This window comes from Bartonella sp. SL320, assembly GCF_059687635.1.
In genome coordinates this window covers 1,849,197-1,863,140 of sequence record NZ_CM185143.1, presented here as the reverse complement: position 1 = coordinate 1,863,140, position 13,944 = coordinate 1,849,197, and the positions used below count along the sequence as shown (strand labels likewise).

General features: G+C 38.5%; 15 protein-coding genes. 13 read left to right on the top strand and 2 right to left on the bottom strand.

Annotated elements, in window-relative coordinates:
* Window positions 1-21 precede the first annotated feature (21 nt).
* The 13 genes from AC6ER8_RS07660 to AC6ER8_RS07600 all read left to right on the top strand — a co-directional run bounded on the left by AC6ER8_RS07660 (window position 22) and on the right by AC6ER8_RS07600 (window position 10,871).
* A complete protein-coding gene (locus AC6ER8_RS07660) occupies window positions 22-750 on the top strand; it encodes an RlmE family RNA methyltransferase (protein WP_497078152.1) in 729 nt (242 codons plus the stop codon).
* Window positions 751-925: 175 nt separating this feature from the next.
* Complete coding sequence (gene obgE, locus AC6ER8_RS07655; RefSeq protein WP_497078150.1) at window positions 926-1,951, top strand: GTPase ObgE; 1,026 nt, start codon at window positions 926-928, stop codon at window positions 1,949-1,951.
* Between the two features lies 1 nt (window position 1,952).
* Window positions 1,953-3,092: a glutamate 5-kinase gene (gene proB, locus AC6ER8_RS07650; protein WP_497079674.1), complete on the top strand. Its 1,140-nt coding sequence runs from the start codon at window positions 1,953-1,955 to the stop codon at window positions 3,090-3,092.
* 44 nt (window positions 3,093-3,136) lie between these two features.
* Complete coding sequence (locus AC6ER8_RS07645) at window positions 3,137-4,393, top strand: glutamate-5-semialdehyde dehydrogenase (RefSeq protein ID WP_497078148.1); 1,257 nt, start codon at window positions 3,137-3,139, stop codon at window positions 4,391-4,393.
* A gap of 29 nt (window positions 4,394-4,422) precedes the next feature.
* Window positions 4,423-5,016 carry a nicotinate-nucleotide adenylyltransferase gene (locus tag AC6ER8_RS07640; protein WP_497078146.1) on the top strand — a complete coding sequence of 198 codons (594 nt, stop codon included), beginning with the start codon at window positions 4,423-4,425 and terminating at the stop codon, window positions 5,014-5,016.
* 111 nt (window positions 5,017-5,127) lie between these two features.
* Window positions 5,128-5,517, top strand: coding sequence for a ribosome silencing factor (gene rsfS, locus AC6ER8_RS07635; protein ID WP_497078144.1), 390 nt, complete (start codon window positions 5,128-5,130; stop codon window positions 5,515-5,517).
* A 1-nt stretch (window position 5,518) separates the two neighbouring features.
* Entirely contained in the window at window positions 5,519-6,001 is a 483-nt protein-coding gene (gene rlmH / locus AC6ER8_RS07630) for a 23S rRNA (pseudouridine(1915)-N(3))-methyltransferase RlmH (protein ID WP_497078142.1), read from the top strand.
* A 96-nt stretch (window positions 6,002-6,097) separates the two neighbouring features.
* A complete protein-coding gene (locus AC6ER8_RS07625) occupies window positions 6,098-7,378 on the top strand; it encodes a murein hydrolase activator EnvC family protein (RefSeq protein WP_497078140.1) in 1,281 nt (426 codons plus the stop codon).
* Window positions 7,368-8,678, top strand: a complete 1,311-nt coding sequence (locus tag AC6ER8_RS07620) for a S41 family peptidase (RefSeq protein ID WP_497078138.1) — start codon at window positions 7,368-7,370, stop codon at window positions 8,676-8,678. Before AC6ER8_RS07625 ends, AC6ER8_RS07620 begins: the two co-directional genes overlap by 11 nt.
* Window positions 8,679-8,717: 39 nt before the next feature.
* Window positions 8,718-9,239 (top strand): RNA pyrophosphohydrolase, encoded by a 522-nt coding sequence (locus AC6ER8_RS07615; protein ID WP_497078137.1) that lies wholly within the window; start codon window positions 8,718-8,720, stop codon window positions 9,237-9,239.
* A gap of 98 nt (window positions 9,240-9,337) precedes the next feature.
* The gene (locus AC6ER8_RS07610; RefSeq protein WP_497078135.1) at window positions 9,338-9,898 is read left to right on the top strand and encodes an invasion associated locus B family protein; all 561 of its coding nucleotides are present in this window, start codon (window positions 9,338-9,340) and stop codon (window positions 9,896-9,898) included.
* Window positions 9,899-10,240: 342 nt separating this feature from the next.
* The gene (locus AC6ER8_RS07605) at window positions 10,241-10,534 is read left to right on the top strand and encodes a YggT family protein (protein ID WP_497078133.1); all 294 of its coding nucleotides are present in this window, start codon (window positions 10,241-10,243) and stop codon (window positions 10,532-10,534) included.
* Between the two features lie 22 nt (window positions 10,535-10,556).
* Complete coding sequence (locus AC6ER8_RS07600; protein ID WP_497078131.1) at window positions 10,557-10,871, top strand: DUF167 domain-containing protein; 315 nt, start codon at window positions 10,557-10,559, stop codon at window positions 10,869-10,871.
* Window positions 10,872-10,925: 54 nt separating this feature from the next.
* On the opposite strand, the gene ppa is transcribed toward AC6ER8_RS07600, so the two are convergent.
* Window positions 10,926-11,456 (bottom strand): inorganic diphosphatase, encoded by a 531-nt coding sequence (ppa, locus tag AC6ER8_RS07595; protein ID WP_497078129.1) that lies wholly within the window; start codon window positions 11,454-11,456, stop codon window positions 10,926-10,928.
* A gap of 76 nt (window positions 11,457-11,532) precedes the next feature.
* Entirely contained in the window at window positions 11,533-13,353 is a 1,821-nt protein-coding gene (gene typA, locus AC6ER8_RS07590) for a translational GTPase TypA (RefSeq protein ID WP_497078127.1), read from the bottom strand.
* Window positions 13,354-13,944 lie beyond the last annotated feature (591 nt).

The window sequence follows — 13,944 nt, the reverse complement described above, 5'->3', positions numbered from 1 at the left end:
ATGTGGAGACAATGAATAACGATGAAAAAAACGACAAAAAAACCAACGGGTGGCTATGGAGGTTCAGGATCCCATGAATTATATCAGCGTGTCAAAAAGAAAGCTGGGACCATTAAGGCCTCATCACGGCGATGGTTAGAGAGGCACTTGAATGATCCTTATGTCCATCAATCAAAAGTAGATGGTTATCGTTCGCGTGCGGCTTATAAACTCATTGAAATTAATGAGCGTTATAAGTTTTTGAAAAAAGGTCAAAAGGTTATTGATCTAGGGGCAGCACCGGGAGGATGGTGTCAGGTGGCTGAGTGTATCGTAGGGTCAAGTGATGAAAAGCCTAGTGTCGTTGGTATTGATTATTTGCCTGTAGATCCATTGCCTAGAGTTGCGATGTTGGAAATGGATTTTTTACATACAGATGCACCACAGAAATTAATTGAAACTTTAGGGACAAAACCGGATGTGGTTCTTTCTGATATGGCTGCACCAACAACAGGTCATCGTCATACGGATCATTTAAGAACGATTTATTTATGTGAAGTTGCGGCTGATTTTGCTCTTTCGGTTCTCAAGCCTGGGGGGCATTTTTTAGCAAAGGCGTTTCAAGGAGGAGCAGAAAATACGCTTCTCGCAGTATTAAAACAGCATTTTAAAAAAGTCTATCATGTTAAACCACCCGCAAGCCGATCAGAATCAGTCGAGCTTTATCTTCTCGCGCTTGAATTTAAGGGAAAAACAAAAATACAAGAATAGCGCCTTCTTTTAAGAAGACTTAAACCTTACTTAACTTGGTTTAAATTGTAATGTTTTTTTCCAAAAGAGTTATCAGCGATAGGGACAGTTTTTTTGTTATCAATGATGAAAAACTGGTAAAATTAATGTATTGCCTATAGAGGTAGAGAAATTGATTCCTCAGTGAGTGCTTCCAATGAAATTTCTTGATCAAGCTAAAGTTTATATTCGTTCTGGGAATGGAGGTTCTGGAGCTGTATCATTTCGTCGTGAAAAATTCATAGAATTTGGGGGGCCTGATGGAGGGAATGGGGGGCGGGGTGGTGATGTCTGGGCTCTTGTTGTTGATGGACTTAATACGCTGATTGATTATCGCTACCAACAACATTTTAAAGCAAAAACAGGAGGGCATGGCAAGGGGCGTAATATGACGGGTGAAAAGGGTGATGATGTCATCCTTAAAGTGCCGGTTGGGACACAAATTTTTGAAGAAGATAATACAACATTAATCTGTGATTTAACACAAGTTGGACAGCGCTATCGCCTTGCAAAAGGAGGGAATGGCGGTTTTGGTAATCTTCATTTTACAACATCGACAAATCGGGCACCGCGCCGTGCAAATCCAGGTTTGGCTGGAGAAGAGCGTGCAATATGGCTTCGTTTGAAGTTAATTGCTGATGCGGGACTTGTTGGTTTACCCAATGCTGGAAAATCAACTTTTTTAGCTTCTGTAACGGCTGCAAAGCCAAAAGTTGCAGATTATCCTTTTACCACTCTTCATCCTCATCTTGGTGTTGTACGGATTGATGATCGTGAATTTGTTTTGGCTGATATTCCAGGGTTAATCGAAGGAGCTCATGAAGGGGTTGGAATTGGAGATCGTTTTTTAGGACACGTGGAACGTTGTCGCGTACTCCTTCATTTGATTTCTGCTCAAGAAGAAGATGTAGCAAAAGCCTATAAAATTGTGCGTCATGAACTCGAAGCATATGGACATAGTCTCAGTGATAAGATTGAAATTGTTGCTTTAAGCCAGATAGATACCCTCACGATTGAAGAGCGTAAAGCTAAACAGGAAGCTTTGCAAAGAGTAGCGGGTCAACCTGTTATGATGTTTTCTGCGGTTAGCCGTGAAGGTTTAGAAAATGTGCTGCGGGCTGGGGCACACATTATTGAAATGTCACGTAAAGAGGAGATTGGTGGGGATAGCAGGACTGATTGAGATGGTTGTTGGATTGCAAAAACTCACACATTATAAACGTATCGTGGTCAAGATTGGATCTGCACTTTTGGTTGATCCTCAGACAGGTTTACGCGTTGAATGGCTTAAAAGCTTGATCCATGATGTTGTTGAATTGCACAAAGGAGGCACAGAGATATTATTGGTGTCTTCAGGTGCTATTGCTTTAGGAAGGACATTGCTACAGCTTCCTAAAGGGGCTTTGAAACTGGAAGAAAGTCAGGCATGTGCTGCTTTGGGGCAAATTGAGTTAGCGAAAACCTATGGTGATATGCTTGCACAATATGGGCTTAAAACAGGGCAAATTTTGCTCACTTTATTTGATACGGAAGAGCGAAGGCGTTATCTCAATGCACGTGCGACGATTAATGTGCTTTTACGTTTTGGAGCAGTGCCTGTTATTAATGAGAATGATACTGTCGCGACAAATGAAATTCGTTATGGCGATAATGATCGTTTAGCTGCGCGCGTGGCAACAATGATGGGGGCAGATCTTTTAATACTTTTATCTGATATTGATGGTCTTTATACAAAGTCTCCCCATTGTGATCCGGCGGCTGAATTTATTCCTTTTGTGGCGTCCATTACGCATGATATCGAAAAAATGGCAGATGGTGCTACTTCAGAGTTTTCACGGGGCGGAATGAAAACCAAGCTTGATGCTGGAAAGATAGCGAATGCTGCTGGAACGGCAATGATTATCACGTCAGGCAAACGTATGAATCCTCTTGCGGCGATTGATAAAGGTGAACGCAAGACTTTTTTTGCGGCCGGTGAAAAATCCGTCAATGCTTGGAAAACATGGATTTCTGGTCATCTAGATCCGTCTGGTATTTTGACGATTGATCAAGGAGCCATTAAGGCTCTTGAAACAGGAAAATCATTATTAGCAGCAGGGGTTATTGGCGTTGAGGGAAATTTCAATCGTGGGGATACGGTGGCTATTGTTGATACAAATGGAGTTGAGATTGCGCGTGGACTTGTAAGCTATGACAAAGATGAAGCAGTACGTATTATGGGACATAAAAGCGAAGCAATTGAATCGATTCTTGGGTATGAGGCACGCTCTGCGATGGTGCATCGTAATGATATGATTTTACGCTGCATAACGAGTTTTATTTAAAAAAGCTACTTTTATTTTATTATTTTGGTAGAGTGAATGATAAGATGACTTTAGAAGAACAAATGAAAGATATGGGGCAAAAAGCACGCACTGCAGCAGCAATGTTAGCCGTTGCTTCTTCTGAGCAAAAGAACCATGCCTTGGAAATGATCGCTTTAAGTTTAGAGGCCCAATCAAATGAAATTTTACAGGCGAATTGTCTGGATTTAGAGAAGGCTACTCAGAATAATTTGAAAGCCGCAATGGTGGATCGGCTTAAATTAGATGAATTGCGTTTGAGGACAATAATAGACAGTGTTCGCCAAGTTGCGCGTTTATCTGATCCTGTTGGGCAAGTCATGAGTGCGTGGACACGCCCCAATGGGCTTCATATAAGTCGTGTACGCACACCTCTTGGTGTGATTGGCATTATTTATGAAAGTCGTCCAAATGTTACAGTTGATGCGAGTGCTTTATGCTTAAAAGCGGGCAATGCTGTGATTTTGCGCGGTGGTTCAGATAGTTTTCACTCTTCACATGCTCTTTACTGTGCATTGGTAAAAGGTTTAGAGCGCTCTGGTTTACCGAAAGATGCAATTCAAATGGTTAAAACAACAGATCGTGCTGCCGTTGGAGAGATGCTTAAAGGATTGGATGGAGCAATTGATGTGATCGTGCCACGTGGTGGAAAGAGTCTTGTTGCACGTGTTCAATCTGATGCACGTGTTCCAGTTTTTTCTCATTTAGAAGGGCTTTGTCATATTTATATTGATAAATCGGCTGATTTAGAGATGGCACGCAATATTGTTTTAAATGCGAAGTTGCGGCGGACAGGGATCTGTGGTGCCGTTGAGACAGTTCTCATTGACAGAGGGGCATTAAAAAAGTTTCTTCCTGTTTTGACTGCTTTACAGGAGAAGGGATGTGAAATCCGTGCTACGGAAGATATTGCATGTCTTATACCAGATATCAAATTAGCCTCTGAAGAAGATTGGTCATATGAATATCTTGACGCTATTCTTTCTGTTAAAACAGTTGAGGGGATTGAGGGAGCCATTTCTCATATTAAGCGTTATTCATCAGGACATACGGAATCGATTATTGCTGAGGATATGGAAGTCGTGAAGAGCTTTTTTAGTCATTTGGATTCAGCTATTTTATTGCACAATGCGTCTACACAATTTGCTGATGGAGGTGAGTTTGGTTTTGGAATGGAAATTGGTATTGCAACAGGAAAAATGCATGCACGTGGTCCTATCGGTGTTGAACAGTTAACATCATTTCAATATCAAGTTAAAGGAAATGGTCAGGTTAGAGCTTGAAAAGTCCATTTTTTCCATGGAAAGATCGTATGCCACATGTTGAAAGATCCAATGTTGTGGGTCTTTTTGGTGGTTCTTTTAATCCGCCGCATGCGGGACATCTTCTTGTTGCAAAAACGGCTATTCGGCGTTTGCATCTTGATCAATTATGGTGGATGGTTAGTCCAGGAAATCCTTTAAAGGACTGTACACAGTTACTCCCTTTAGAGGAGAGAATGCGATTAAGTTTTAAACTTATTGATCATCCGAAGATTCGCTTAACAGCTTTTGAGCAGGCTATAGGAAGCCAAGTATCAATAGAGACGATTTTTCACATTCTTACCCATTACACTGGTGTAAATTTTGTATGGATTATGGGGGCAGATAGTTTTACAACGATTCATCATTGGTATCGATGGCGTGATATCGTCTCTATGCTTCCTATTGCAATTATTGACCGTCCTTTAGGCAATAGGTCAGCTCTCTCTTTTCCTATGGCACACATTTATCGCCAGTTTCGTTTGGATGAGAGAGAAAGTAAGCGATTACCTTTTATCAAACCACCTGTTTGGACTTATTTGCATGGACCTCTCTCTTTTCAATCGTCAACAAACCTTCGTTTGAAAAAGAATGATTTCTCTTGAACAATGTATAAGTTTCTGCTTTTCTTTGGAAAAATCTCTCTTTTTTACATTCTATAACAATAAGAAAGGAATATTGATCTGAAAAACATTGCACAAAATCGTTCTTACGATATGAATTCTGCAACAGAAAAAAAAGTTTTTTCTGTGAGTGAGAGTCTTGAAATTATTCTCAAGAGTTTAGAAGATACAAAAGCAGAAGATATTGTTGCTATTAATATTCAAGAAAAGTCATCTTTAGCTGATTATATGGTCATCGCTTCAGCAAATTCGCAGCGTCATGTATCTTCTGTTGCTGATCATTTGTTACGCACTTGGAAAGATAGTGGGCAGGGGGGTGCACATGTAGAAGGGCTTTCTGGAGGTGATTGGGTATTGATTGATACGGGTGATATTATCATTCACCTTTTTCGTCCGGAAATTCGTCTTTTTTATAATTTAGAAAAAATATGGATGGCTCCAGATTTAAATAATACACCATCGATTCTCTTCGGAGATCATTAAAATGCAAATTTCTATTTTTGCTGTTGGTCGTATGAAAAGCGGAGCGGAGCAAAAATTGGTTCAACATTATTTGGGTCGTTTTTCTAAAAGTTCTGGAGCTATAGGATTTCATTTAAAAAAGGTACAGGAGATACCAGAAAGCCGTGCTCAAACAGCGTGTCAACGTATGGAGGAAGAGGGAAGGAGACTTATTGAATTTTTACCTGAAAAGTGTCGATTAATTGTGTTAGATGAGCGAGGAGAGTCGATTTCTTCAGTTGCTTTTGCTGAAAAATTGGGATGTTATCGTGATGAAGGCATTCGAGATGTCGTCATTGCTTTAGGGGGGCCTGATGGGCATAATGAACAAGTAAGGAATCGTGCTGATTTTCTGTTATCTTTTGGTTTTATGACGTGGCCACATCAAATTGCACGTATTCTTCTTGCAGAACAACTTTACCGTGCCGTAACAATTGCAAATCATCATCCCTATCATCGTTTTTAAATATTTTTTTCAATTTTTAGCACTTATTTATATATTTATTAATATAGTTTTAGCCGACACCATTTAAAGCATTTCTCGTGTATACGATGAGGTGTGATGGTTGGCAAAATGAAAAAACTTCTTCATAGAAAGATGCTCTATTTATATGGGGAGTGTGTGATATTTGTCATCTTGCTTTTGAGTATATTTTTTTGCTTTTCTGTATCGCATGCGGAAGATACAATGAGTAGTACAGCAGCACATAAGGCTTTGGGAGAAATTCGTCAAAATATTTCACTTTCGCGTGAGCGTGTTACTTTTCTTACGCGTCAAGTTGAGCATTTAAAAAAAGATCAACGTGTTTTGAGTGATGCACTCATAAAAGCTGCTAAAGAAGAACGGAAAGTTACAGATGATATTGCTGAAAGGGAAGAAAAGCTAAAAAAAATGATAGAAACGCGGGTACAAGTCTATCAAAGTTTAAAAAGTCGTCGCGCTGAATTTGCAGAAGTTCTTGCAATTTTAGAGCGTATGGGATTGAATCCACCTCCAGCTCTTATGATACAGCCAGAAGATGTGTTGGCTTCTATGCGCAGTTCTGTTTTATTAGGAGCTGTCATTCCTCAGATGCAGGAGAAAACACGAGATTTAACAGAAAAACTCAAGGAGTTGACCAATTTAAGTAATTCCATTACTACGGAATATACAGCGTTAAAAATAAAACTGCAAAGTCAAGCAGAACAGCGAAAACGTCTAGAGCTTTTATTAGACCAAAAAAATAAACTACAAAAAAAATCAGAAAAAGAACTTACAGAACAGCAACAAAAGAATATGGCTCTTGCTAGAAAAGCGCAGTCTTTAGAAGAATTGATTTTAGAGCTTGATCGTCAGTCAAAATTGAGCTCTGATGCATCGCTACAAGTCCAGAGAAGTTTACAATTGTTAGAGCAGTCTAATTTTGAAAGCCGAAAAGGTTCTTTACTTTTTCCTGTTTCAGGAAAAAGAATAAAGCACTCTAACAAAAATTCGCAAATTACGCGCTTTGGTGAAATGATAGAAACAGAGCCAGGGGCTGTTGTTATATCTCCTACGGATGCTTTTGTTGCTTTTGCTGGGCCATTTCGTTCTTATGGACAATTGATTATTCTCAGTGTTGGAAATGGTTATCATATCATTCTTACGGGAATGTCGAGAATTAATGTAAAACAGGGGCAGTTTGTTCTTTCAGGTGAGCCTCTGGGTGTGATGGAAATGCAATTTATTGCAAATAGTGTTGCATTGGATATAGGAAAAAATTCTCCAATGCTTTACATTGAGTTTAGAAAGCAGGGAAAGCCTGTAAATCCAACTCCTTGGTGGCAGACTGAAAAAATAAGAAGGAGCCAAAATGATTCGTAAAGTTATTCTTTTGGTCGCTGGGGTATTGCTCGGCGCCTGTTCAATGATTATGGTGCAGTCTGTTGCTGCGGATAATGAAGATAATGCCTATAAAAAACTATCCATATTTGGCGATGTTTTTGAGCGTGTGCGTAAGCAATACGTCACAGTTCCAGATGATAAAAAGCTTATTGAAAATGCTATCAATGGTATGCTGTCATCACTGGACCCCCATTCATCTTATTTGAATGCTGAAGAAGCTAAAGATATGCGAGATTCTACGAAAGGAGAATTCGGAGGTCTTGGTATTGAAGTCACTATGGAAAAAAACTTAATTAAAGTTGTTTCACCAATGGATGATACTCCCGCTTCGAAGGCAGGTATTCTAGCAGGAGATCTTATTTCAAAAATTGATGATGTACAAACGAATGGTCAAACATTGAATGAAGCTGTTAATAAGATGCGAGGGGCTCCTGGAACACCAATTACCTTGACAATTATTCGTTCTGGTGTTGATAAGCCATTTGAAGTCAAGATTGTTCGTGATATTATCAAGGTAAAAGCGGTAAAATATCGCGTTGAGGGGGATATTGGATATTTAAGAGTTATCCAGTTTTCTGAGCAGACTTTGAATAATCTTCTGGCGGCAATTAAAGATATCCAATCTAAAATTCCTGAAGATAAGCTAAAAGGTTACGTCCTTGATTTACGGCTTAATCCAGGTGGGCTTTTAGATCAAGCTGTTAATGTGTCGAGTGCTTTTCTCAATAAAGGTGAGATTGTATCGACTCGTGGACGCAAAAAGAGTGATGTGACGCGATTTGATGCGAAGCCAGGTGATGTTACGAATGGAAAACCACTCATTGTCCTTATTAATGGTGGTTCGGCAAGTGCTTCTGAAATTGTTGCAGGAGCGCTACAAGATCATCGTCGTGCAACAATTTTAGGGACTCAATCTTTTGGTAAAGGATCTGTTCAAACAATTATTCCTTTGGGTGAAAATGGAGCTTTACGCTTAACAACAGCACTGTATTATACGCCGTCAGGCGCTTCTATTCAAGGAACAGGGATCACACCTGATATTATTGTAGAGCAACCACTTCCTGAAAAATATAAGGGTTATGATGTAAAAATTGGTGAGTCTGCATTAAAAGGGCATATCAAAGGGAAACGAGAAAGCAATAAAGGATCTGGTTCAGCTGCTTTTGTTCCAAAAGATCCTAAAGATGACCTTCAATTGAATGAAGCTTATAAGTTATTACGGGGTGAGATGGCCAATGCAGCATTTCCACCAGATCCTAATAAGGATATATTACAGTGAGAAACGATGTCTGTAGTTTGCACTTTTGAGGGATATTAAATGGATGCAGATATTAATTTAAAGACTCTTCCTTATCGCAAATGTGTTGGAATTGTTGTCTTTAATCAGGAGGGTAAAGTTTGGGTTGGGCGTCGTCTAATGACGCCTGCTCATGCAGATATTGATATATCTCATCGTTGGCAGCTTCCTCAAGGAGGGATTGATGGAGATGAACAGCCATTAGATGCAGCTTATCGAGAACTGTATGAAGAAACGGGTATTCGATCTGTAAAGTTGATCAAAGAAGCACAAAATTGGTTCCACTATGATTTTCCACAAGAACTTGTTGGAAGTGCATTGAGCAATAAGTATCGTGGGCAAATGCAGAAATGGTTTGCTTTTCAGTTTATGGGAGATCTCTCTGAAATTGCAATTAATCCACCGCCAGATGGCAATAAAGCAGAGTTTGATCAATGGAAGTGGATGGATCTAGAAACCCTTCCTTTAATCGTTGTTTCTTTTAAAAAGCATGTTTATATGAAAGTTGTTAGCGAATTTCGAGGTAGCTTTAGAGCATTATAAAAGCTATAGATTATAAGAAAGCTTTTTTATTAAGATGCTTTATACCATTTATAAATAATAAACATGTTTATCTTTTATGTAAAGAACAGGAATATAAAATGAGAAAGTTATTTAATTTACTTATAGTTTGTACTCTCTTGAGTATTTCATCTGTTGCGTTTGCAACAAATTCAAAGCCTTCTACATCTAAAGATGCAGCGGAAACATTGCCAAATGGCGCTTCTTCTTTGACTGAAACCTACGGTTTGTGGACCATTAATTGTGGATTACAAGAAGGAAAGAAAATTTGTTTTATGCACCGTCAAGAAGTCAATGAGCAGGGGCGTATTGTTGTGGCTATAAGCCTTCTTCTCAATTCTGAAGGTGTTGTTTCTGGTAATTTAACTGTTCCTTTTGGCATTTTGGTTTCTAAGCCTGTTCGTTTACAAGTTGATGAGGGAAAAACTGTTATTGAAACCGGTATACGGACTTGTGTACCAGCAGGTTGCATGGTTCCTGTTGTTTTTGACAAAAGTCATGTAGCAGCTTTACGTTCTGGCAAAAAGTTAAAGTTAGCAATGACAATCGCTGCTGCAGGAGAACCTGCTTTAAATGATTTGTTTGTTCAACTCGATGGTTTTAGTAATGCTCTTAACCGTTTGACTGCTTTGCAGAAATAATTTAAAAATAAAATGAAAGCGGCCTTTTAAGGCCGCCTTTAGTTTGTGTATATAGATTTTTCATTAAAACGATGGGATTTAAGATTAATCCTGTAAGGGATATTCAGCGCTTTTAGAATCCTAAGATTATTTGCTGTTTCTTCTATTTTCACACACTATTTTTAATTTTTATATTTGTCTTCTGGGATCATCGCCATTACATAGAGAGACAAACAGTTTGGGCTATTTAGTTTTTTATTCGTGAGATGTTGGGGTATAAAACTATTTATTTCAATATATAGATTCATTTTAATGAAGGCTTTCTATACGCTTTTCTGTTTCCTTGATTGAAAGGGATAACGCATGGTTTATGCATTGCTTAGAACGATTGATTTGATGCTTGATATTTATATTGATATTTTAATCGCCAGTGTCATTTTTTCTTGGCTTTATGTCTTTAATATCATAAATTCGCGTCATCGCTTTGTTGTTTTGATAGGGAATTTTTTATATCGTCTTACAGATCCACTTCTAAGCCGTATTCGGCGTATTTTACCAAACCTTGGAACAATTGATATTTCACCTATTGTTGTATTTATCCTTATTTATTTTATTCGTACTTTCATGTGGCATGCTTACGCAAACGCGTATCTATAGAAACATTATTTGAGACGAATATATGTTTTATCAAGTTGATAAAAATAGCTTGGTTTTGTTTGTATACCTCATTCCCAAGTCATCAGTTGATAAAATAATAGGGGTTGAATGCAAAGATGGTGAGAAACAATATCTTGTTATACGTCTTCGTGCTGTTCCGGAGGATGGAAAAGCAAATAAAGCTCTCATTAAATTTCTTGCGAAGCAATGGAAAATTCCATCTTCTTCTATTTCTCTGAAAAGTGGTGCAACGTCTCGCTACAAACAACTTTACTTTTCAACACATTTAGAAGAGCTAAAGCAGATATGGCAATTCTTTAAAGATGGTATCTCGTAGAAAAAATAAATAATAAAGCCTATTAAAAAATAGGCTTTATTATATAAAAGAACATTATATTTCTTTATTGCGCTCAACAGCTTGCTTGATCAATTCATGAGCAAAGCTTTTATCGCGCCACCCTTCAATTTTAGCCCATTTCCCAGGTTCTAAATCTTTGTAATGTTCGAAGAAATGTTCAATTTGCTTGAGTGTAATTTCGGGTAGGTCTGTATAGTCATGAATATTGAGATAGCGCTTTGTTAATTTTGGTGTGGGGATGGCAATAATTTTTTCATCTTTACCACCATCATCTTCCATAATCAGCGCACCGATGGGGCGAACATTGATCACACAACCAGGAAGGAGAGGACGGGTATTACAGATAAGGACGTCAATAGGGTCACCATCCTCTGAAAGCGTATGAGGAACAAAACCGTAATTTCCAGGATACACCATTGAGGTATGAAGAAAACGGTCAACAAATAACGCACCTGACTTTTTATCCATTTCATATTTTATGGGTTCTCCTCCAACAGAGACTTCCACAATAACATTAATATCTTCTGGTGGATTGTTGCCCACGGGTATTTCCTTAATATTCATAGAGACATCCTTTCTTAAGATAGAGCAAGTCTTAGTACAGCCAAATGTTTTATCAAAGAGATTTCTAAAATTAGCTTTAAATTGATGACCGTGTTTTTTCAAAACGTTTACGTTCATTGGGATCAAGATAAAGCTTACGAAGACGAATATTTTTAGGGGTTACCTCCACAAGTTCATCATCTTGTATCCATGATAAGGCACGTTCTAATGTCATTTTTATGGGAGGCGTTAACTTTACGGCTTCATCTTTTCCAGAAGCGCGCATATTGGTGAGTTTTTTTCCTTTTAAAACATTGACTTCTAAGTCGTTATCCCGCGAGTGGATGCCAATAATCATTCCTTGATAGACTTTCACACCGGCATCAATGATCATAGGTCCACGATCTTCAAGGTTAAAAAGAGCATAAGCGACAGATTCACCATTGTCATTTGAAATCATAACACCATTAACGCGACCCGCAATATCTCCTTTATAAGGTTCATAAGCATGGAACAGGCGATTCATAATGGCTGTACCACGGGTATCCGTTAAAAGTTCAGATTGATAACCAATGAGTCCTCTTGTTGGTGCATAAAAAACAAGGCGGACACGATTTCCTCCAGAAGGACGTAATTCCACCATTTCGGCTTTACGTTCAGACATTTTTTGTACAACAGTGCCAGAATATTCTTCATCAACATCGATAACGACTTCTTCGATTGGCTCAAGAGTGGTCCCATTTTCATCTTTTTGCATCACAACACGTGGACGTGAAACACTAAGCTCAAATCCTTCACGGCGCATATTTTCAATGAGAACCGCAAGTTGTAATTCTCCTCGTCCTGAAACGTAGAAAGAATCCTTATCGGCTGATTCTTCAATTTTAAGAGCAACATTGCCTTCCGCTTCTTTTAACAAACGGTCACGGATAACACGGCTTGTCACTTTATCCCCTTCCGTTCCAGCAAGGGGACTATCATTGACGAGAAAGCTCATCGTAACAGTGGGGGGATCAATTGGTTGGGCAGTCAAGGGTTCATTAACAGTAGGATCACAAAAAGTATCCGCAACAGTCCCTTTTTGTAGACCTGCAATCGCCACAATATCACCAGCATTTCCTTCTTCAATAGGTTGTCGTTCTAACCCACGAAATGCTAAAATTTTTGAGATACGTCCAGTTTCTAAGAGCTTTCCATCTTGTCCAAGAACTTTGACATTTTGATTAGGCTTTAGAGAGCCGGAATGAATACGTCCTGTAATAATTCGTCCCAAAAATGGATCTGCTTCAAGAATAGTTCCAATCATGCGAAAGGGTCCTTCTGCGACGCAAGGAGAAGGAACATGTCTTGTTACAAGATCAAATAAAGGCCCCAATCCTTGATCTTTTGGTCCCTCAGGGGCCTCAGCCATCCATCCATCGCGCCCAGACCCATAAAGAATAGGAAAATCAAGCTGTTCATCGGTTGCATCAAGAGCAGCAAAAAGGTCAAAAACCTCATTAATGACTTCATCAACGCGTGCATCGGGTCGATCAATTTTATTAATAGCAACAATAGGACGCAATCCTACTTTCAATGCTTTGCCAACGACAAATTTTGTTTGTGGCATTGGTCCTTCAGCAGCATCAACCAGTACAATGGCACCATCAACCATGTTTAGAATACGTTCAACTTCTCCACCAAAATCAGCATGTCCTGGTGTATCGACAATATTAATTCGGGTATCTTTCCAAACAACAGAGGTTACTTTCGCTAGAATTGTAATTCCACGTTCTTTTTCAATATCGTTTGAATCCATCATGCGTTCGCTTGTACGCTGATTATCACGGAAGTTTCCTGATTGCTTGAGAAGCCCATCTACAAGCGTTGTTTTCCCATGGTCAACGTGGGCAATGATGGCAATGTTACGCAATTGCATAAATTTTCTTCTTTTCGTTTAATGAAATTTCATTTGAGGCAAAGTCTTTACATTCTTTGCCTGATTATTAAAAAACCTTTTACATGTTTTTTTATCATTTTGGAAGACGGAGTCCATATTTTTATGGCAAAACGATTCACCCAAGTTTTGAATACTCTATTGAGAGTTCATTGGTGTGGTTTCATAAAAGAATTTTTATAATATAGGTGTGTTATTATTTTTGGGCTGAAGAATTATCTATACCTTACCCTTAATTGGAGCTTTATCAATATAACGCAAGGAATTTATGTGAACGTCTGCAAGAATAAGTGAAGTGACAGCGAGGTGTTTTATATTTATTGTTTCACAAAGAGATTGATAAAAATTCGGAATATCTCTTAAACCTTATAGCTAACCTATTGATCGCTTTATGACATTGTCATTCTCAATAATGCTTTTGCTTATTCTATAGCTAATAAATCAACATACAGATTTAATGCTACTGATATTTGAGATAAATATTGAGATGATGAATAGTTTTATATGAAGTTCCAGTTTTGTATACCAAATTAGAGGAAGCGTTATTATTTTTTATCGATTTATAAAACGGGA

Excerpts from the sequence above, each read along its gene's own strand:
- AC6ER8_RS07640 (WP_497078146.1), top strand. The coding sequence starts at position 4,423 with ATGCCACATGTTGAAAGATCCAATGTTGTGGGTCTTTTTGGTGGTTCT.
- AC6ER8_RS07600 (WP_497078131.1), top strand. The coding sequence starts at position 10,557 with ATGTTTTATCAAGTTGATAAAAATAGCTTGGTTTTGTTTGTATACCTC.
- AC6ER8_RS07620 (WP_497078138.1), top strand. The coding sequence starts at position 7,368 with ATGATTCGTAAAGTTATTCTTTTGGTCGCTGGGGTATTGCTCGGCGCC.
- typA (WP_497078127.1), bottom strand. The coding sequence starts at position 13,353 with ATGCAATTGCGTAACATTGCCATCATTGCCCACGTTGACCATGGGAAA.
- AC6ER8_RS07605 (WP_497078133.1), top strand. The coding sequence starts at position 10,241 with ATGGTTTATGCATTGCTTAGAACGATTGATTTGATGCTTGATATTTAT.
- AC6ER8_RS07625 (WP_497078140.1), top strand. The coding sequence starts at position 6,098 with ATGGTTGGCAAAATGAAAAAACTTCTTCATAGAAAGATGCTCTATTTA.
- AC6ER8_RS07660 (WP_497078152.1), top strand. The coding sequence starts at position 22 with ATGAAAAAAACGACAAAAAAACCAACGGGTGGCTATGGAGGTTCAGGA.
- AC6ER8_RS07615 (WP_497078137.1), top strand. The coding sequence starts at position 8,718 with ATGGATGCAGATATTAATTTAAAGACTCTTCCTTATCGCAAATGTGTT.
- obgE (WP_497078150.1), top strand. The coding sequence starts at position 926 with ATGAAATTTCTTGATCAAGCTAAAGTTTATATTCGTTCTGGGAATGGA.
- rlmH (WP_497078142.1), top strand. The coding sequence starts at position 5,519 with ATGCAAATTTCTATTTTTGCTGTTGGTCGTATGAAAAGCGGAGCGGAG.
- proB (WP_497079674.1), top strand. The coding sequence starts at position 1,953 with ATGGTTGTTGGATTGCAAAAACTCACACATTATAAACGTATCGTGGTC.
- rsfS (WP_497078144.1), top strand. The coding sequence starts at position 5,128 with ATGAATTCTGCAACAGAAAAAAAAGTTTTTTCTGTGAGTGAGAGTCTT.
- AC6ER8_RS07610 (WP_497078135.1), top strand. The coding sequence starts at position 9,338 with ATGAGAAAGTTATTTAATTTACTTATAGTTTGTACTCTCTTGAGTATT.
- AC6ER8_RS07645 (WP_497078148.1), top strand. The coding sequence starts at position 3,137 with ATGACTTTAGAAGAACAAATGAAAGATATGGGGCAAAAAGCACGCACT.
- ppa (WP_497078129.1), bottom strand. The coding sequence starts at position 11,456 with ATGAATATTAAGGAAATACCCGTGGGCAACAATCCACCAGAAGATATT.